Source organism: Aminobacterium colombiense DSM 12261, assembly GCF_000025885.1.
GTDB lineage: Bacteria > Synergistota > Synergistia > Synergistales > Aminobacteriaceae > Aminobacterium > Aminobacterium colombiense.
Genome location: NC_014011.1, coordinates 1,076,087 through 1,095,297, shown reverse-complemented (window position 1 = coordinate 1,095,297; position 19,211 = coordinate 1,076,087). Strand labels below are relative to the sequence as shown.

The 19,211-nt window shown below is 45.8% G+C and carries 15 protein-coding genes; 14 read left to right on the top strand and 1 reads right to left on the bottom strand.

The genetic code is table 11. From position 1 onward, the window contains the following. The first annotated feature begins 31 nt into the window (after positions 1-31). The 9 genes from prfB (at position 32) to glpX (ending at position 9,444) form a co-directional block, all read left to right on the top strand. Positions 32-1,139 (top strand): peptide chain release factor 2 gene (gene prfB, locus AMICO_RS05395; RefSeq protein WP_013048442.1). Its coding sequence is split into 2 segments (ribosomal slippage): positions 32-103 and positions 105-1,139, totalling 1,107 coding nucleotides; the frame shifts between segments, so codons are not numbered across the junction. A 29-nt stretch (positions 1,140-1,168) separates the two neighbouring features. Beyond that, positions 1,169-2,989, top strand: a complete 1,821-nt coding sequence (locus AMICO_RS05390; RefSeq protein ID WP_013048441.1) for a SpoIVB peptidase S55 domain-containing protein — start codon at positions 1,169-1,171, stop codon at positions 2,987-2,989. A gap of 2 nt (positions 2,990-2,991) precedes the next feature. Then, on the top strand, positions 2,992-3,603 hold the full coding sequence (gene tmk / locus AMICO_RS05385) for a dTMP kinase (RefSeq protein WP_013048440.1): 612 nt from the start codon (positions 2,992-2,994) through the stop codon (positions 3,601-3,603). Beyond that, on the top strand, positions 3,600-4,370 hold the full coding sequence (locus tag AMICO_RS05380) for a DNA polymerase III delta subunit-related protein (protein WP_013048439.1): 771 nt from the start codon (positions 3,600-3,602) through the stop codon (positions 4,368-4,370). The genes tmk and AMICO_RS05380 overlap by 4 nt, the downstream gene beginning before the upstream one ends. Then, positions 4,348-5,610, top strand: coding sequence for a PSP1 domain-containing protein (locus tag AMICO_RS05375; RefSeq protein ID WP_169302827.1), 1,263 nt, complete (start codon positions 4,348-4,350; stop codon positions 5,608-5,610). Before AMICO_RS05380 ends, AMICO_RS05375 begins: the two co-directional genes overlap by 23 nt. An 18-nt stretch (positions 5,611-5,628) precedes the next feature. Next, positions 5,629-6,561, top strand: a complete 933-nt coding sequence (gene ftsY, locus AMICO_RS05370) for a signal recognition particle-docking protein FtsY (RefSeq protein ID WP_013048437.1) — start codon at positions 5,629-5,631, stop codon at positions 6,559-6,561. A gap of 14 nt (positions 6,562-6,575) precedes the next feature. Continuing rightward, the gene (locus AMICO_RS05365) at positions 6,576-7,100 is read left to right on the top strand and encodes a DUF4416 family protein (RefSeq protein ID WP_013048436.1); all 525 of its coding nucleotides are present in this window, start codon (positions 6,576-6,578) and stop codon (positions 7,098-7,100) included. 5 nt (positions 7,101-7,105) lie between these two features. Beyond that, the gene (purB, locus tag AMICO_RS05360; protein ID WP_013048435.1) at positions 7,106-8,419 is read left to right on the top strand and encodes an adenylosuccinate lyase; all 1,314 of its coding nucleotides are present in this window, start codon (positions 7,106-7,108) and stop codon (positions 8,417-8,419) included. A gap of 17 nt (positions 8,420-8,436) precedes the next feature. Further along, positions 8,437-9,444 (top strand): class II fructose-bisphosphatase, encoded by a 1,008-nt coding sequence (gene glpX / locus AMICO_RS05355; RefSeq protein ID WP_013048434.1) that lies wholly within the window; start codon positions 8,437-8,439, stop codon positions 9,442-9,444. A 58-nt stretch (positions 9,445-9,502) separates the two neighbouring features. Here the strand turns inward: glpX and hypF are convergent, their stop codons facing one another. Next, positions 9,503-11,803 (bottom strand): carbamoyltransferase HypF, encoded by a 2,301-nt coding sequence (gene hypF / locus AMICO_RS05350; protein ID WP_013048433.1) that lies wholly within the window; start codon positions 11,801-11,803, stop codon positions 9,503-9,505. Positions 11,804-11,893: 90 nt separating this feature from the next. Between hypF and AMICO_RS05345 the strand changes: the two genes are divergently transcribed. From AMICO_RS05345 to AMICO_RS05325, 5 genes are read left to right on the top strand one after another with little or no spacing between them, the layout of a single operon-like run. Continuing rightward, a complete protein-coding gene (locus AMICO_RS05345) occupies positions 11,894-12,430 on the top strand; it encodes a cob(I)yrinic acid a,c-diamide adenosyltransferase (RefSeq protein WP_013048432.1) in 537 nt (178 codons plus the stop codon). A gap of 32 nt (positions 12,431-12,462) precedes the next feature. Next, positions 12,463-14,994: a cation-translocating P-type ATPase gene (locus AMICO_RS05340; RefSeq protein ID WP_013048431.1), complete on the top strand. Its 2,532-nt coding sequence runs from the start codon at positions 12,463-12,465 to the stop codon at positions 14,992-14,994. Positions 14,995-15,002: 8 nt separating this feature from the next. Further along, positions 15,003-16,061 (top strand): tRNA 2-thiouridine(34) synthase MnmA, encoded by a 1,059-nt coding sequence (mnmA, locus tag AMICO_RS05335; protein ID WP_013048430.1) that lies wholly within the window; start codon positions 15,003-15,005, stop codon positions 16,059-16,061. Beyond that, positions 16,052-18,493 (top strand): Lon protease family protein, encoded by a 2,442-nt coding sequence (locus AMICO_RS05330; protein ID WP_013048429.1) that lies wholly within the window; start codon positions 16,052-16,054, stop codon positions 18,491-18,493. Before mnmA ends, AMICO_RS05330 begins: the two co-directional genes overlap by 10 nt. Next, positions 18,468-19,208, top strand: coding sequence for an endonuclease III domain-containing protein (locus AMICO_RS05325; RefSeq protein WP_148211405.1), 741 nt, complete (start codon positions 18,468-18,470; stop codon positions 19,206-19,208). The genes AMICO_RS05330 and AMICO_RS05325 overlap by 26 nt, the downstream gene beginning before the upstream one ends. The last annotated feature ends 3 nt before the right edge of the window (positions 19,209-19,211 follow it).

Here is a 19,211-nt window from a genome sequence, read left to right as displayed (position 1 = left end):
ACAGCATTTTGTAAAGGGGGCATTTGGAATTATGGCAACAATTCCAAACTCTACAGTATTGGAGGAACTGCGTTCCTTAAAAGATGAACTGCAGGAAAGTCTTTGACCTGCCCATTTTGGAGATAAAAATACAAGAACTGGAAGAAAAGACTTTAAAACCGGATTTCTGGGGAAGTGATGAGGCAAGGAAAGTAACACAGGAATTGGCTCGCTATCAGGACAAACTTGATTCCTGGAAGAAGATAGCCGAAGACTATGAGGATCTTGAAATCATAGAAGAGATGCTTAAGGAAGAAGAAGACAGAGAGCTTCAAAAGGATTTTGAGCAGAAAGCATTTTCCCTTAAAAAAGAAATAGAACGCCAGCAGCTTATTGAGCTTCTGAGTGAAGATTATGACCAGGGCAATGCTATTGTGTCTGTCCATGCAGGATCAGGCGGTCTGGATTCCCAGGATTGGGCAGAAATGCTTTATAGGATGTATGCGCGATGGATGGAACAGAATGACTTTCGTGTAAAGGTACTCGACTTGATCAAAGATTCAGAAGGCGGAATTAGCAACGTTACATTACTTGTTGAAGGTAGCTATGCCTATGGGTATTTAAAGTCTGAAAAGGGTGTTCATCGTCTCGTCAGGATTTCGCCCTTTGATTCAGCGGGGAGACGTCATACGAGTTTTGCTTCTGTGGATATTGTTCCTGAACTTCCTGAAGATGAAGACATAGAGATACGGACTGAAGACTTGCGGATCGATACCTACCGATCAAGCGGAGCTGGCGGCCAGCATGTCAACATGACTGACTCAGCAGTTCGTATAACCCATTTCCCCTCCGGTATTGTGGTAAGCTGCCAGAATGAGCGTTCTCAGCATATGAATAAAGCTGTGGCAATGCAGGTTCTGAAGAGCAAGCTCTATGAGAGGGCCATTGAAGAGCGAAGAAACGAAATGGATACCATTATAGGAGAGAAAAAAGAAATAAGCTGGGGGAGTCAGATCCGTTCATATGTCCTTCACCCCTATACCCTCGTCAAAGATCACAGGACTGGAGAGGAAACGGGGAATGTGCAGGCCGTGCTAGATGGAGATATTGACGACTTCATAATGGCCTACTTGCGTTGGAAGAAACTTGGCAGCAAATAGCGAATAGAGTGGTTAGGAGGAGGATAGTCTTGATAGAACGTTATGTACGAAGCAAAGTTTCCGTTGGCATTGTTTCCATTTTAATTTTACTCACAATATTAATAGAAACAGGTTTTGCCTCTTCAGTTTCTTTTGCTTCATCTGTACCAATTCTTCCTCTCAGTGAGATCAAGCCGGGAATGAAAGGGGAAGCTTTGACCGTTATTCAAGGTGAAGATGTAGTATCCTTTCCCATAGAGATAATAAGCGTAGTCCCCCAGCTTGAAAGCAGGCCGCGCCATTTGATTATGGTACGTGCTGGCGGTGATATTATAAAAAAGACAGGGGGCATTGCGGCAGGGATGAGCGGAAGCCCTGTTTATATCAATAAAAAACTCATAGGAGCAATAGGATACGGTTTTAATTTTAGCGAGCATGATATTGGGTACGTAACCCCTATAGAAGATATGATGTCTATTTGGGAATGGCCAGATGAAAGACAGAAACTTCCACAACTATCGGTTTTTCCTCCGGAAGAACATGAACTTGAACTGGAACAAGAAAAAGAGGATGAAAAGGAAAATGAGATTACAGGGTTGATCAAAAAAGCAGCTCCCCTTCAAGTTGGTGGAGTCAGCCAGAGGACAGCAGATCGTCTTGGGACCTTTCTGGGAGGAAAGGCAGTCCTTGCCGGAGGATTAAATGGCGAGGGACAACTGGTAGACTACAGCAGTCAGTTGGTCCCAGGGGAGGCGGTAGGGGTTCTTCTGGCATGGGGTGACGTAACAGTTGGAACTATTGGTACTGTAACATCCATTGATGAAAAGGGGCGTTTTTTAGCTTTCGGGCATCCTTTTCTACAGAAAGGCGTTGTAGCCTTCCCTGCCACAAAAGTTCAGGTACATAATGTCATCCCGAGTTTGGAAAGTCCATTTAAAGTGGGCAGCTTCTCGCGAATTATAGGAACGGTGACTCAGGATCGAGCAGAGGCTGTTGGTGGCCAAGTAGGTTACTTTACTCCATCTGTGGATGCCTCCTTTCGTTTTAGGGATATTGATCGAAACCAGAGAGACTTAAAGCGGTTCCATATCGTATCAGATCCCTTTGTGAACTCTGATATGACATCAACCCTTTTTACGGGCTTGATTGACCGCCTATGGGGAAGAATTGGAGAAGGGACGGCAAGGATTTCTCTGCAGATAGAGGGGTTTGGCCTCCCAAAAGGGTGGACTCGAAGTAACATGTTCTTTTCAGACAAAGATATTGGCGATGAAGCTCTTAGCGAGATTAGAGAAATAATGAAAGCGATCTCCCTGAATCCTTATAAGGAGGTCTATCCGCTGGGCTTTCACCTCGCTGTGGAGATAACACAAAAACCCAACGTTATATATATTGAGGGCCTGGAAGTTGAAGGTGAAACCTTTCTCCCAGGTGAAAAGGTTCCTGTGGAAATAACATTGCGTCCCTACCGGGGAGAACAGACAAAAAAGAAATTTGAACTGATGGTGCCCCAAAATGCTGCCGGATCAGTTGAGGTCGCGGTGCGTGGCGGTGGAATCATGCCCCTTGAAGAAGAGGCTATTGTCCAGGGGTGGAAGTCTATTGATAATTTTGACCAGATGCTGAAAGAAATTAACGCTCTTGAAACTAACAATGAGGTTATATTAGAACTGAACTATGATAAAGTTCCTGATGATGGAGCGAAGCCGGGGCCAACAAAAGAAGATCGTGAGCTTTTGAGTCAGACCAAGGAAAGAAGGCTTGACGAGGGGACATTGCGCATCTTTAAAACAGATTATGTGGTGGAAGGCCTCCTTCGTGAAATAATACAGGTAGAACCACAAGAAAATGATGCCAAGGAAAGGAAATAACGATGTTTATAACCCTTGAGGGGATTGACGGTTGCGGCAAAAGCACCCAGGCAGCCTTTTTAAAAGAACAGTTGCAACAGAAGAAAAAGGAGCCTGTGCTCTGGACTCGTGAGCCGGGAGGATGGGTTCATGGAGATTTTGTGCGAACACTTCTTTTGGAGAAGGATCTACGCCACGAACTAAGCGAGCTGTTCCTTTTTGTAATTGATCGCTGTGAACATGTGAGTCAGGTTATATCTCCAGCCCTTTCGTGCGGCCAGATTGTTTTATGTGAGCGTTATACCGACTCCACTCGAGCCTACCAGATCTGGGGAAGAGGCTTGCCGGAAGAGAAAGTAGAAGACCTTTTCGCATGGTGTTCTTTCCCCGAACCTGATCTTACATTATGGATAGACACGCCCCTTCCCGTGGCAATAAACAGGATAAAAACCACAAGGGGGCATTTTGATCGCATAGAGTCCGAAACAGACGGGTTCCTTAACAGGGTTTGTGAAGGATATAAAGAGCTTTCAAAGCGTTTCCCCCATAGGATAGTGCGAATAGACGGTTCGCAGCCAACCGAGGAAGTATCGGCACAGATATGGAAAGTTGTGGAGGTCCATCTATCGAAATGAACGAAAAAGAAACATGTTTCGTGACATCAAGCCTAATGTGGTCTGAACTGAAAAAAGCTTTGGAGGGAAATCGGTTTCCACAGAGCTTGGCGCTGTCAGCGCCTAAGCAGTATCATGAAAAGATAGCAATTGATATTGCCCGGCTTCTCCTATGTGAAAAGAAGAATGCATGCGGACAGTGTCTCTCGTGCTGTTCCTGGCACGAGAAAACCCACCCTGATCTCGTCCTTTCGGGTTCCTTAGAAAAGGCGCCTACCATCAGCGAGTGCAGGGAGATAGCAGTAGAACTTTCTCTTTATCCGGTGGTTGCCTCTTGTCGGCTTGTAGTTATTCAGTCAGCGGACACTCTATTACTTCCAGCTGCCAATAGCATGTTGAAAATAGTTGAAGAACCGCCAGAACACGGAGTTATTCTTTTCCTTTTGGAAAATGACAAATTTTTACCAACACTAAAGAGCCGATGCTGGAATCTCGCTTTAGCTCATGAAGAACGCTTTGAGCCAGAAGAAATTCCATCAGCAGAGAGAAGCTGGAAAAAATGGCTTGAAAGTGGGGAAACTATGACTATAGAAGAGTTGGAGAAACAACTTCATTGTTGGGAAACATGGGCCATTGAAGAGGGACAAGCCTCTCTTGCTGCCCGGGTCGATAGGTTACGTCTCATATGTGAAAGCCGCAAACTTCCACAGGGGATGGTGCTTGATCTTATATTATTATCACTCAAGGAGGGTTTTGCGTTTGAACATGTATTTGACAATCTTTGGTAAACCAAGATACCTAGGTTTAGTAAACATAGAAGACACAGCCTTCACCCCGGAAAAAGGGGAAAAAATTGTTGCTGAAACAATGAGAGGGATAGAACTGGCTATTGTGGGCGGCCCAATTTCTGAAGAGCAGGAGGACCGCTATCGAAATACATGTTGCGAGGATCTCTGCGATGGACAGCCCAAGGGTGGGGAACCTATGTTGCAAAATATCTCTTTTGTACGCACTGCGACGGAAGAGGATGAAGAGATGGCACAAACTCAGCGGGAAGAAGAGGAAGCTATTCTTGTTAAGGCGAGAGAGCTTCTTTCCCAGCATGACCTATCTATGAAGTTGGTAGATGTTGAATATTTATTAGACCGCAAAAAACTTTTTTTCTATTTCACATCAGAACAGAGGGTGGATTTCAGGGCCTATGTTCGTGACCTTGCTCGGGAATTTAAAACGCGGATAGAACTTCGCCAAATTGGAGTTCGTGATGAAGCTAAAACTGTGCGCGGCCTGGGGCCATGCGGAAGAGAATGTTGTTGCGGATATTGGCTGCATAAATTTGATCCCATTTGTATAAAAATGGTAAAAGAGCAAAATCTTGCCCTTAACCCCACCAAAATATCTGGCGTTTGTGGGCGGCTCATGTGTTGTATGGCCTATGAACATCAGATGTACGGGTGTCTTTGGAAGGATCTTCCCAATCCTGGAGCGAAGATTAAAGCTCCTCAAGGTGTTTATATTATACTTGGCGTCGACCTGGCCCATAGCGCTTTTCGAGCAAGGACTCCCGAAGGGACTGAAGTACTAGTATCTGTAAAAGACTTTGAAAACTTCAAGGAAACGGTCATGAAGGGTGAAAACTGGGAATCGTCTATTCTCGAAACCCCTTCCCTTTTACCAGAAGAGGGAGTGCTCGTTGCATTCAATCATGATATAGAAGAAGAACGTTTGGCAGCGACAGTCCTTACAGATGCAGAAGCCTTTAAACCTGCAGATGTTCAGGAAGAGGACGAAAATATAAAAGAGAAAAAAGAAAGGCATAGAGGAAAAGAAGAAAATAATGCCAGAAATAAAAAGAAACGGAAACGCAAAAAGAAACCACAGTCTGGGAGTGGTGGGGCGGAGGGGAAAAAAGAAAAAAACCCCCGAAACAAAATAACCCGTTCGGGAGAAGAACGGAGCCGTCCCCGAAACAAACGGCCCTTGAGAAAAAAAAGGCCGGAAAAAACAGATACGTCTAAAGACGATTAGTGGTGTGAGGTGGAGCGAATGTTTCTTTGGAGTAAATTAAAAGATAGCCTGAAAGAGGTAAAAAATCGTTGGAGCGGCGGGTTGGTTTCACTTTTTTCAGGCTCCACAATAGATGAAGAATTTTGGGACAGCCTAGAAGAAATTCTTATATCTGGCGACGTAGGTATTGATCTTACAGAAGAATTGATCGAAGAGCTTCAAAAAACTGTGAAGCGGGAAGGCCTGAAAACGCCTGACCAGCTAATAGCGTATTTTATCGACTTAGTGACAGAACGCCTTGTAGCTGTTGATGGAATGGGCAAGGAAATTGTCCTTGACAAATCACCTAAAGTCATCGTGCTCGTGGGAGTGAATGGCAGTGGTAAGACTACTACTGCTGCAAAATTAGCGGAACAGTTCCATCGACAGGGTAAAAAGGTTATTTTAGGCGCAGCCGATACCTTTAGAGCTGCTGCTATCGATCAACTGAAAATATGGGGTGAGCGTACGGGAAGCCGCGTTATTGCCCAGCAGCAGGGAAGCGATTCTGCCGCAGTCGCTTATGATGCCCTTCAGGCAGCTCGGGCTTCTGGAGCGGATGTTTTGATTATCGATACAGCAGGAAGGCTTCATTCAAAACATAATCTGATGGAGGAACTTACAAAGATTGTCCGTGTTATTGAGCGCGAAGTGGGGCGGGATTCTATGGAAAACCTTCTAGTGCTTGATGCCGTTATGGGGCAGAATGGATTTGCCCAGGCCGAATCATTCCATAAGGCTCTCAGCCTGAATGGAGTGATTTTGTCGAAATATGACAACACTGCAAAAGGTGGCGTCATCCTTGCCATAGCCCACCGTCTTGCTTTGCCGATCAGATATATAGGTCTTGGCGAAAGTGTGGATGATCTGAGGCTGTTTGAACCCCAGGAATTTGTGCGGGCGTTGCTTGAAAATAACGGAAATAACGTATAAAAGGAGTCCTCTGTATGTTTTATCCAGTGAAATTGATCACGGGAGTTCTGTACCCTGACGAGAGATGGCGAGAATGGGTAATAGAAAAAGTTACTGCGGTTTGGGGCGAGATTGACGCAGAGAGTGAACCTGTTCCTTTTGATCTTACAAATTATTACCATGACATAGCTCCAACTCTCTATCGGCAGTTTCTTTCTTTTAAGGGACTTCGCCACGGAGGAGATATTGTCCGATGGAAAAAAGAGAGCTGTTCTATTGAAGAAGAGAGCAGCAAGGCATTTGAAAACCGAACCATACGAACTGTGAATATTGATCCGGGGTATGTCAATGGAGCTAGGCTTGTGCTGGCTTCCACTAAGGACCATGCCCATCGTATTTATATTTCTGATGGGATTTTTGCAGAGGTCACAATGAGATACCGCTTTAAGCGGTGGGTTCCCTTTGATTATACGTTCCCTGATTTTGCCAGTGGGCGTTATGATGCTTTTCTGTTGAAAGCCAGGGATATCTGGTCTAAGGAAATGTCGGAGAGGAGATAACGTTCATGATTGATAGATATGAAACTCCATTGATGAAAAAAATTTGGTCTGATGATAACAAATATAAAACGTGGCTCCAGGTAGAACTGGCTGTATGTAAAGCCTGGACGGAAGATGGGCTCATTCCTCGGGAAGCCCTGGAAGAAATTGAAAAAAAAGCAGATTTCGATATAGAGAGGATTTACGAGATAGAAAATCAGGTTCATCATGACATGATCGCCTTTGTTTCAGCGGTGGCAGAAAAAGTTGGCCCCTGCGGCCGTTTCATTCATTTAGGCCTCACTAGCAGTGATGTGCTTGATACAGCTTCATCATTATTGCTTAAAGAATCACTTGACGTTGTCATAATAGAGGTAGACAGACTTCTTTCTTTCATATGGAAACGCGCGGTTGAACACAAATATACCCCCTGTGTTGGGCGAACCCACGGAATTCACGCTGAACCCATGACCTTTGGATTGAAACTTTTAAATTGGTATTATGAACTGCTTCGAGACAAACAACGTCTGGGACAAGCCAGGGAGCAGATCAGCTACGGTAAGATTTCTGGTGCCGTAGGTACTTATGCCCATTGCCCCACCCGCATAGAAAGGCGTGTCTGCGAAATTCTTGATCTTCAGCCTGCGGCGATATCAACCCAGATTCTTCAGCGGGATCGACATGCTCATGTCATGAATGCTCTGGCCCTTCTTGGCGCAGCTATTGAACGCATGGCCGTGGAGGTTCGTCACCTTCAACGGACAGAAGTTCTTGAAGCTCTCGAACCTTTTGGCAAAAAGCAAAAAGGTTCTTCAGCCATGCCCCATAAAAGAAACCCGATCCTTTGCGAAAGGCTTACGGGAATGGCCCGTTTGTTGAGGGGATACGCCGCAGCTGCCATGGAGAATGTGGCTCTCTGGCATGAAAGGGATATCAGTCATTCTTCCGTAGAGAGGATAATCTGGCCGGATGCCTTCCATCTCATTACTTATATGCTGCAGAAAATGTCCCAGATTGTGGAAGGCCTTGACGTAGAACCTGAAAATATGATGGCCAACCTTAAAAAGATGAAGGGGCTTGTTTTTAGTCAGAGGGTTTTGCTTGAACTTGTTGAAAAGTTTGGGCTGGCTCGGGAAGAAGCTTACGCAGTGGTACAGGAAAATGCTATGAAATGCTGGCGCGGAGAAGGAACCTTTGCAGACCTTCTATGGGCTGACAATAGAGTTAATCAATATATTTTAAGGGAAGAACTTGATAGCCTATTCCACATTGACTACTATTTGAGTGCTGTAGATGAGGTCTTTTCAAGATTTACTGAACCGTCTCAGATTCAAGAATAAGATTAGGAGGATAAATTATGGCGATTCCAGAACGAAATCTGGCTCTTGAACTGGTGCGAGGAACAGAGGCTGCTGCTATGGCTGCCGGCCGTTGGATGGGCAGGGGAGATAAGAACGAAGCTGATGGGGCTGCCGTTACAGCTATGCGCTATATGCTGAATACGATAGCTATGGATGGGACCGTAGTCATAGGAGAGGGAGAAAAAGACGAGGCTCCCATGCTTTTCAATGGCGAACGCCTGGGTTCCGGGGTTTCCCCCGAAGTGGATATTGCCGTTGATCCCATAGATGGCACCCGCCTAACGGCCATGGGGCTTCCTGGTGCAATTAGCGTAGTGGCCCTTTCTGAAAAAGGAACCATGTATGATCCCCGGAATATTTTTTACATGAACAAACTAGCTACCGGTCCCGATGCGGCCGGAGTCATAGATATAGAGGCTCCCATCGAAGAGAATATTAAGAGGGTAGCTAAAAAGAAAGCTAAATCTGTTGGAGACGTAACAGTTGTTGTTCTAGATCGACCCCGTCACGATGAGATAAAAAGCCGCATACGCCAAATAGGGGCACGTATAAAGCTGATTCCGGATGGAGATGTGGCAGGAGCTCTTTTGACTTGCAAGGAAGAGGGTGGCGCAGACCTTCTCGTAGGGATAGGAGGCTCTCCGGAGGCTGTTATTACTGCTTGTGCCATTAAATGTCTTGGGGGTAATATGCAGTGCAAACTTTGGGTAAGGGATGAGAAGGAAGCTGAAGAGAGCAGGGCCATGGGGCTTGATCTTGATGCTGTGCTTACCCTAGACGACCTCGTTAAAGGAGACAATGTCTTCTTTGCTGCCACTGGCGTTACAGACGGTGATTTCTTGAAGGGGGTTCGTTATGAAGGGCGTCGCATTCGTACCTTCTCTATGGTAATGCGCTCGAAAAGCGGTACTGTGCGATATGTAGAGGCCATTCATCACCCTAAAAAACTATGTACTATCAGTGGCATAGACTATGCACCTGAATATGAGGCTAACCATCAATAAGAAACATTTATTTTGAATGAAACTGTAAAGGGGCTGTTTCTGACGAAGCAGCTCCTTTTTATTGCCCACTCTGCACATATTCAAGACCTGGCACTGCCCAGTGGGCCATGCCTATGGCCGCTTGTCCCACAGAAACGTTCTCATCGTTTGGAGAAAGCAGATGATGGGTAAGTGGGAGAAGTCCCCTTCTGCGAAGATAGGAAAGAGTCAGAACCAGGAGCCTCCTGTTCTGCCACACTCCGCCTGATAGGGCTACGTGTTTTATCCCGGTTCGCTCAGAGATGCGCAAACACAGGTTAGCCGTGCCAAGAGCAAGCCCTCCATGGAATGCGGCTGCAAGGGATTCCTTTCTATGGTGTTGGCGGTTTTCTACCATCCATTTCAATGCGGGACGCCAGTCCAAAGACAAAAAATCGTCCTTTTCCAGAATTTCAAAGGGAGCAATAGATTCTCCTTTCGCATGTCCTTCGAGCTCCATTGCCGCCTGTCCATCGTAGGAAATGTCGGTGCAGAAACCCAATAGAGCGGATACACCGTCAAAGAAACGTCCGCAAGAAGTGGTTATAGGGGAAGCATTCATTATAGCGAGCAGACTCGGTAGCAGACTCTTCTTTTCAGGCCAAATTTGACCAGAAAGCGCTATTGCCTCTTCATTTCCCAGGGTTAATGTTAAAAGAGCCAGGCCGTATCTCCACGGTTCAAGCACAGCCTTTTCTCCCCCTGGAAGTGGGCAAGGCAGCAGTGAGCCCTTACGCTCATAGGATTTCATATCTGCCACTAAAAATTCTCCACCCCATATCGTTCCGTCATCTCCATACCCGGTGCCATCAAAGATTGCTCCTATAGTCGGTTCTTCCCTGCGATTTTCAAGAAGGCATGCTGCCATATGGGCATGGTGATGCTGTACTCCAAGAGTTGCATTAAAGGGTCTTTTTATCACCTTTCGGGCGAGTGGACCAGAAATATATTGGGGGTGAAGATCGTAGACAAGATATTCTGGGTGCAAATTATAAAGCTTAAGAAAATGCTCTAATGCCTTTTTATAATAGACTATTGTCCCTATCTGTTTGAGATCGCCTAGATATTGTCCTGGGAAGATGGTGTTATCCTGGGTCAGTGTAAATGTGGATTTCATCTCCGCCCCTGCAGCAATTATTACTGGTCCCTTATGAAGAGATGCAAGGGGGATAGGAACAAATCCTCTAGCCCGGCGCAGCACTATGTACTCTTGCCCCTGGGATGCAATGACAGAATCATCGATGGCCATGTGGATATCCCGATTGTGCATAAGGAAAAAGTCAGCGAGGTCAGAAAGGGACGCCTGGGCTTCGTTGTTATCAGAAATAATGGGGGCGTCACTCATGTTGGCGCTTGTCATAATAAGGGCATCGAAGTGCTCTAGCAACAAATGGTGAAGGGGTGTGTAGGGCAACATGATGCCAAGGGCATTCTGTCCAGGGGCCACCAATGGAGACAGACCGCTATTTCTCTTGGCGGGGCACAAAACAATTGGTCGTTTTGAGGATGTAAGAAGTTTTTCTGCTGTCCCTGTCAGATAGACAAGTTGTTTGGCCCGAGCAAGATCTGAAACCATTAAAGCGAAGGGTTTGTCTTTTCTGTTTTTACGTCGCCTCAGCTTTTGCGTAGCCTCACTATTGAAAGGGTCACAGGCGAGATGGAACCCTCCTAGCCCTTTAATGGCAGCTGTTTCCCCTTTTTTTAACCGTGAGCAGCAGATCTGAAGGGCCTCTTCACCCTCGGCCGCGACCCTGCCGTTTTTATCAATGAGGTAGAGAGAGGGGCCGCAATCGAAACAGGCGTTAGGTTGTGCGTGATATCTTCGATCAGATGACCGAGTATACTCAAAATGACATTGAGGGCACATAGCAAAAGATCTCATGGTGGTAGATGGTCTGTCATAAGGTAGATCTTCTATGATGGTGTATCGGGGCCCACAGTTAGTGCAATTGATAAAGGGATACCGATACCGCCTGTTTGATGGGTCTCTCATTTCTCTGAGACAATCATTGCAGGTAGCGATATCAGGAGGTATAAGCACCCGTTGATGTTCAAGACGCAGACTTTTTTCTATAACAAAGTTTCCCTTTTCTTCACAACTGTCCTCCTGAAAAAGCAGGTCTATAGATGATATGTGGGAGGCCTCAGGTTTTTCTTTTTGTAGTCTTTGAAGGTAAGCTTCGATTTGGGTTTGGGAACCTTGCAACTTTATGACAACCCCATCGGAGGTGTTCTTGACTGAGCCGCCAAGCCCCATGTCTTCGGCCAGTCGGGCACAAAATGGCCGAAAACCTACTCCCTGTACTATTCCTGTAACAAGAAAAGTCGAGATATTGTGCATTGACAAACCTCCGTTCTCAAGGCATTTTAAAACAGAGAAAGCTTTGGCTCAAGGGCCAAATATATGAAATAAAGGAGCTTTGCCATCAAAATGGGTAAAAATACAGTGGTCAGGCGTTTTGTTCAGGTCTATATGGGCGATGGGAAAGGGAAGACAACTGCTGCTCTAGGACTAGCAATAAGAGCTGCGGGATGGAACATGAAAGTCGGGATCATTCAATTTATGAAGGGCTGGCCCCAATATGGAGAACTTGCCAGTTTAGCCCGCTTCCCAGAGATTCAATTGGTTCAGACAGGACGCCCTGATTTTGTTAAAAAGGGCTCCCCTTTGCAATTTGATATAGAAGAAGCCCAACGAGGGCTCGAACTGGCAAAAAAATGGATTGAAAAAGGACTTTTTGATATTGTTATTTTAGATGAAATAAACGTTGCCCTTGACTACGAACTTGTCGAACTGGATCAAGTTATAGACATTCTTAAAAAGCGCCCTCCCTTCGTGGAAGTGGTGTTGACAGGGCGGAATCCGCCAGTAGCCTTGCTGGAATACGCTGATCTGATAACTGAAATGAAAGAAATTCGCCATCCTTTTCAGAAGGGGATAACGGGTCGACGGGGCATTGAATACTAAGGGGCTTGGGATGGAGAAAGGAAGACAGTTACATGAATAGGAATCCTCACGCTGCATCAGCAGAGCATCTTATGAACGAACTCGGGACACTTCCCGAGGGGGGGCTAAACGACAGGCAGGCCGCACTGGCCCTGGAAAAGTACGGTGCGAATGTACTGGAAGAAACGGAAACCGTTCCATGGTGGAAAATTTTATTACGGCAGTTTACCACATCTATGGTCTATCTTCTGACAGCGGCTGCCATTATCAGTTTTGTGATGAAAGAAACTCTCGATGGAAGTGCGATAGTTGTGGTAATCATTATTAATGGGGTTATTGGTTTTCTTACAGAATACAGGGCAGAACGGGCTTTGCAAGCTTTGAAAGCCATGACATCTCCCCATTGCCGTGTGTTGAGGAATGGCCGGCCCGCATTGATTCAATCGAAGGACGTGGTTCCTGGTGATATTTTAATTCTGGAAGCTGGGGATGTGATTCCGGCAGACGGACGGCTTTTTAAAATATCTAACTTTATGGTGAACGAAGCAGCCTTGACGGGAGAATCCATGCCCATCGAAAAAATAACAGAAACTTTGGCATATGAAACATTGCTTCCTGACCGAAAGAATTGCGTATATGCCGGGACGAGCGTTGTAAAAGGCACTGCTCGAGCTCTGGTCTTCAATACTGGTATGGATAGCGAAATAGGGCGAATCGGGAAAATGCTGCAGCATGTGGCCGCTCAGTCTACACCCTTAGAAGAACGTCTGGCAAGATTCAGTCAATTCCTTATCTGGGCAACCCTTGCCATAGCGACAATCATTGTAGGGATAGGCATCTTTCAGGGGCGAGGCTTTGTTTCTATGCTTGAAACCGGCATTGCTCTAGCAGTAGCGGCAGTTCCAGAAGGTCTTCCCTTTGTTGCCACCATGACCCTGGCCCTCGGCGTTCATAGAATGGCCAAAATCAATGCACTGGTACGGAATCTTGCATCGGTAGAGACCCTGGGTTCCACCACTGTAATCTGTACAGATAAAACGGGCACCCTCACTATGAATAACATGACAGTTCGAACGGCAGAGCTTGTCCATCCTTTGGCAAGTTCTCTTTTTCTTCGAACAGCGGTACTCTGTAACGATGCTGTTCTTTCAAAGGACGAAGGAATTGGCGACCCTATGGAAGTAGCTCTTTTGCGCTATGCGGGAGAGGACATCGTGTCTTTACGAAAAAGCTTTCCTCGGATAAAGGAAGAACCCTTCGATTCTCAAGCTATGAGAATGGTTACATGGCATGAGAATGGGGTCGCAGTGAAAGGGGCTCCAGAGCGGATACTGAATGATTCCAGCGCTATCTGGTCTGAAGAAGGTGCGATCCCCCTCACCGAAGAATCGCGGGAGGAATGGTATGCCAAGGTAAGGGAGCTTGCTTCAAAAGGAATGCGTACCATAGCGATGGCTTGGGGTTCCTCATTGGAAGACCTTGTTTTTTTAGGAGTGGCGGGAATAGATGATCCCCCTAGAGAAGAAGTGCCCGAAGCAGTATCTCTGTGCCATAAGGCCGGCATACACGTTATTATGATAACGGGAGACCATCGTGTTACCGCGGAAGCCATAGCTCAGGAGATTGGTATATTAAAAGATACCCACAAGACGTCTCTGACAGGTGCAGATCTCGAAAGGATGTCGGAAGATGAAATTGCTGCCCAGGCTGGTCAAGTGGCAGTTGTGGCAAGAGTTGCGCCGGAACATAAGTTAAAAATAGTGAAGGGACTTCAAAAAGCGGGAGAAGTCGTTGCCATGACAGGTGACGGAGTGAACGATGCCGTAGCGTTGAAGCAGGCGGATGTTGGGATTGCCATGGGCATTCAGGGAACGGAAGTGAGTAAGGAGGCATCTGACATTATTCTGCAGGACGATCGGTTCAATACTATAGTGGAAGCTGTAAAAGAAGGCCGCCGCATTTTTGATAATATTCGAAAAGCCATACTCTTTTTACTTTGCTGCAACATGAGCGAGGTCTTGACAGTCTTCATCAGCATTATAATGAAACTGCCGGCTATACTCATTCCCCTTCAGATTCTCTGGATCAATCTAGTAACAGATGTTTTGCCGGCCCTCGCTCTTTCTCTTGATTCTGCAGAGCCAGGCATTATGGACCGTAAGCCTAAAAGCAGAGATGAAGGTATAATTACAGGAACCCACAAGATATTGATTCTTTTCTACAGTGTGGTTATCACTTCCGGTGTTTTTGCGGCGTATTACTGGTCTCTCTGGTATCATAAAGGAGATTTTGTAAGGGCAACAGAGATCAGTTTCCATACTTTGGTTCTGGCTCAGCTCTTTTTTGTCGTAAGTGTGCGGAAGCAGAGCCTTTTCAGATACCCATCGCAATTATGGCAGAATCTGTGGCTCTTGTGTGGAATAGCTTTATCCATATCACTTCAAATTAGTATTACGTACATTCCTCTTTTTCAGGAGGTATTAAGAATTGTCCCCCTTCAACTGGAAGAGTGGGGGATAGTTTTCTGTGCGGCGCTTCTTCCAACTTTAATTGCCCAGTTGCGTAAGTTCATTACAGAATTCTAGGTGAAAAAATGAAGAAAAAAGTTCTCGTAGGGATGAGTGGCGGTCTTGATAGCGCAGTCACATCTCTTCTTTTAAAAAAACAGGGGTATGAGGTAGTGGGAGTTTTTTTCGCCCTTTCAGGAGCAGATGAAAGCGTTGCTGAAAGACAGGCCGCAGATCTGGCCCAGAAACTTGACATAAAATTCGAAGTTTACGATGGCCGGGAACTCTTTCAAAAAAACGTGTTAACGAAACTTCTTTCTGCTTATGAGAAGGGAATGACGCCCAATCCATGTATTCTTTGTAACCCTTCTGTCAAGTTTAAACTCTTGTTTTTTCTTGCAGAGCAAAAAGCTATTCCATACGTTGCTACAGGCCATTATGCCCGTATAGTGGAGGAAGAAAGCGGGCCTGCCATAGCACGCGGAGTTGACGAAAAAAAAGACCAAAGTTACATGTTGTATCGCCTTCCTCGGGAGTGGCTGAGTTCTATTGTTTTTCCCCTTGGCGATCTTCGCAAGGAGGAAGTTCGGGAGATAGCCAAGTCGTTTTTGCCAGAGTGGGTGGTTCAAAAAAAGGAGAGTCAGGATGTTTGTTTTGCGCCGGAAGGTCTTGACGATTTTTTAAATTTTCATTTGAGTGATAAGAAGACATGCCAGCCGGGCAGTATTATGGATGAAAGCGGCAAAGAAATCGGAACTCACAACGGGTTGTGGCGTTACACCATCGGGCAGCGGAAAGGTTTAGGTTTGCCTGGGGGTCCTTGGTTTGTAGTTTCTAAAAATATAGTTCATAATATTTTGCGTGTCTCACGTAAAAAGGAGCTTTCTTCTTTGCGTATTTGGTGTGAAGCACCCGTGATGTATCGCTATTTAACTGAAGGAGCTTTTTACATGGCTGAGCATAGATACAGAACTCGCCCCTTTTCAGTAATGATAGAGAGTGTGACGGAACAAGCCATGGTGGTTAGAGGAGTGGAAATTTGTCCAGTTGTAGCTCCAGGACAATCCCTCGTTCTGTATAATAAAGACGTTGTTTGTGGCGGAGGAATTATTATCTCATCGGAGGAGGTGTCCCCGTGTCAGTAATCAATAAAAACAAACTACCTTTAGAGAAACTGAGGAAAAGAACTGATATTAGCGCCCTTTCCTTTAAAACAACAGATGATATAGAATGTCTGGAAAAATTTATTGGACAAGAGAGGGCAGTGCAAGCTATTTCCTTTGGTTTGTCTGTGGAAAGTAAAGGTTATAACATCTTTGTTCTTGGAAATCCAGGGAGTGGCCGCACGAGCTACTCTCTTCAGCGACTTCATGAAAGTGCCAAAGAGAAACCAGCGCCAGATGACTGGATCTACGCATATAATTTTAGTGATCCCAGTCGACCGCTGGCCATAAATTTACCAGCGGGAAAAGGAAAGGAAATGGGATCTGCATTCGAAGAACTGCTGAGTGAGCTTAAAATAGCGATCAGTAAAGCCTTCGAGAAGAGCCAGTATGAAGATGCCAAAGCCCAGCTTGTAAAAAACTTTCAGGAGCAGGTCAATGGGCTTATGGAAGAGGTGCGGGCCTGGGCAGGTGAGAAAGGCTTCGCTCTTAAACGAACTCCTCAGGGCTTTGTCAATATTCCTATGATCGAAGAAACTACGGAATCAGGTGATGTGTCTAAAAGAGAATTGCAGCAGGAGGAATTTGAATCTCTCTCTGAAGAGAAACAGAAGGAATTGCAGGGAAAATCAGAAGAGATCTCTCAAAGGACTCTCGACACCCTGCGTAAAATCCGTGATCTTGAAAAAGCCTTAAAAGAAGAGATTGGCAAACTGGAAGCGGAAATTTGCCGTTCCGCTATTACCCCCTACCTGCAGGATGTTAAAGAAAAGTATGGAACCACTGAGATCCTCTGCAAGTGGATCGATGCCCTGGCCGAAGATATTATCAGCAACTTCAATATATTCGTTGCGGCAGCAAAAGACGAATCAACGGAAATAGACTTCAGCCGGTACACCATAAATGTCTTTGTAGCCAATGACCCTGAAAACGGCGTGCCTGTGATTTGGGAAACCAACCCCACTTATTATAATCTGACAGGTAAAGTGGAGTATGAAAGCCGTCAAGGCTACCTTTACACTGACTTCCATAAGATTGTATCTGGCGCCTTTCAGAAGGCAAATGGCGGATATCTCGTGCTTGATGCTGAAAAGGTACTTCTCAACTTCATGTCCTGGGAAGCGTTGAAGCGTGCTCTTAGAACAGGAGAAGCGACCATTGAAAACCTTGGGGAGCAGTATGGGGCAATTCCCATTTCCTCCCTTCGACCTCAGCCTATTCCAATTAACGTTAAGGTTGTTATGGTGGGAACGCCCTATCTCTACGCTTTGTTGCAATATTACGATCCCGAGTTCCTTAAGATGTTTAAGATCAAGGCCGAATTTGATAGGGATATGCCGCGTACTTTTGAATCAGAGCAGCAGATGGCCCAATTTATCTGTGGTTTCGTACGTAATGAGGGGAAAATACCATTCACTGTAAAAGCGGTTGCGGAGGTTATAGAATGGGCAGGTCGTCTGGCAGAGCATCAGAATCGTGTAACAACGGAATTCAATAAGATAATAGAGGTTATTGTAGAAGCCACGGCATGGGCTCTTTCTGAGAATGCGACTCTCGTTGAAGATCGTCACGTTTATAAGGCCATAGAAGAAAAAAGATTTCGAAGCAACCTTATTCAGGAGCGTATCCAGAGAGCCTATGAAGAGGGAGTTATCAATATTCAGACGGAAGGCTCCCTGGTAGGGCAGATCAACGGACTTTCTGTTATCGATCTGAGGGATTATGCTTTCGGACACCCCTCGCGGATCACGTCAAATGTCTACATGGGGCAGGAAGGCATTGTAAATATTGAGCGAGAAGTGAAATTAACGGGGCCTATCCATAATAAGGGGCTAATGATTCTTACCAGCTACCTTGGAAGGAAATATGCTCAGGACATGCCTCTTTCCCTCTCAGCTCGTATAGCTTTTGAGCAGACCTATGGAGAGATTGAGGGGGATAGCGCATCCTCTACCGAGTTATACTGCCTGCTTTCAGCTCTCTCCGGCCTCCCGCTGCGGCAGGATATAGCGGTGACGGGCTCTGTGGACCAGTTTGGGAATGTGCAGGCCATAGGGGGAGTAAATGAGAAAATAGAAGGATTCTACAGGTACTGTGAGCATCGTGGCCTGACGGGAACTCAGGGTGTCATGATCCCGGCGCCCAATACTATTCACTTAATGTTAAGCCAGAATGTGCTGGATGCCGTAGAAAAGGGTCAATTCCATATCTGGGCAGTGGAAACTATTGACCAGGGGGTAGAGATCCTTACAGGTAAACCGGCAGGAGTGCCTGACGAAAAGGGTGCGTATCCTGAGGATTCCGTGCATGGTCTTGTGAAAAAGCAGCTTGTTACGTGGATGGAAGAAGCCGCGAAGCTGAAGAAGAAATATGGTGCGTCATCAGAGAATGAGAAAGACACCTCAAAAGCTTGACCGGGGGAGCCCATTGAAGGAAAAAGCTTGCAAATCTCTCCCAAATTCGTTTCATGTCGCTAAAGTTTTAGATCGTCTTGAACTTTGCTGGAATATGGAGAAAAATCCTCCGGATCTTCGCCATGAAGAGCCTTTGGATGGGCTCATATTAACCCTTCTGTCCCAGAATACGAACGATAGGAACAGAGACAGGGCTTACGAGAGTTTAAGACAACTATACCCAACGTGGGAAGAAGTTGCACAGGCTGATACTGAACGAATAAAAGAAGCCATACGGGTCGCAGGTCTATCCGATATCAAATCGAAAAGAATAAAAGAAATTCTTGTAGCTGTACAAGACGCATTTGGCAGCTACTCCATAAAAGAGCTTCGAAAGCGTGGCCGCGAACAGGCAAGGGCTTTTCTTTTCAAATTGCCTGGAGTGGGGGCAAAAACTGTGGCATGTGTGCTGCTATTTGATCTCGGGTATCCTGCTTTCCCAGTAGACACCCATATCCACCGATTTTCTAAGAGGATTGGCTGGGCCCATGATCGTTGTAAACCAGAAGAAATAGAAGGAATGTTAGAGCAGGTAGTTCCAGAAGAGCGTTACCTGGGTGGCCACATTAATATCATTACCCACGGAAGAAATATCTGTCTCGCAAGGCAGCCCCGATGCGATAAATGTTCTGTAAACGACTTATGTGCTTTTGTAATAAATGGAGAAGTGCAATAGGCG

What these genes read in the sequence shown, in the direction of transcription:
- tmk (WP_013048440.1), top strand. Translation starts at nt 2,992, where the DNA reads ATGTTTATAACCCTTGAGGGGATTGACGGTTGCGGCAAAAGCACCCAG.
- AMICO_RS05375 (WP_169302827.1), top strand. Translation starts at nt 4,348, where the DNA reads ATGTATTTGACAATCTTTGGTAAACCAAGATACCTAGGTTTAGTAAAC.
- AMICO_RS05345 (WP_013048432.1), top strand. Translation starts at nt 11,894, where the DNA reads ATGGGTAAAAATACAGTGGTCAGGCGTTTTGTTCAGGTCTATATGGGC.
- mnmA (WP_013048430.1), top strand. Translation starts at nt 15,003, where the DNA reads ATGAAGAAAAAAGTTCTCGTAGGGATGAGTGGCGGTCTTGATAGCGCA.
- AMICO_RS05325 (WP_148211405.1), top strand. Translation starts at nt 18,468, where the DNA reads ATGAGAAAGACACCTCAAAAGCTTGACCGGGGGAGCCCATTGAAGGAA.
- glpX (WP_013048434.1), top strand. Translation starts at nt 8,437, where the DNA reads ATGGCGATTCCAGAACGAAATCTGGCTCTTGAACTGGTGCGAGGAACA.
- AMICO_RS05380 (WP_013048439.1), top strand. Translation starts at nt 3,600, where the DNA reads ATGAACGAAAAAGAAACATGTTTCGTGACATCAAGCCTAATGTGGTCT.
- hypF (WP_013048433.1), bottom strand. Translation starts at nt 11,803, where the DNA reads ATGCACAATATCTCGACTTTTCTTGTTACAGGAATAGTACAGGGAGTA.
- AMICO_RS05340 (WP_013048431.1), top strand. Translation starts at nt 12,463, where the DNA reads ATGAATAGGAATCCTCACGCTGCATCAGCAGAGCATCTTATGAACGAA.
- AMICO_RS05365 (WP_013048436.1), top strand. Translation starts at nt 6,576, where the DNA reads ATGTTTTATCCAGTGAAATTGATCACGGGAGTTCTGTACCCTGACGAG.
- ftsY (WP_013048437.1), top strand. Translation starts at nt 5,629, where the DNA reads ATGTTTCTTTGGAGTAAATTAAAAGATAGCCTGAAAGAGGTAAAAAAT.
- purB (WP_013048435.1), top strand. Translation starts at nt 7,106, where the DNA reads ATGATTGATAGATATGAAACTCCATTGATGAAAAAAATTTGGTCTGAT.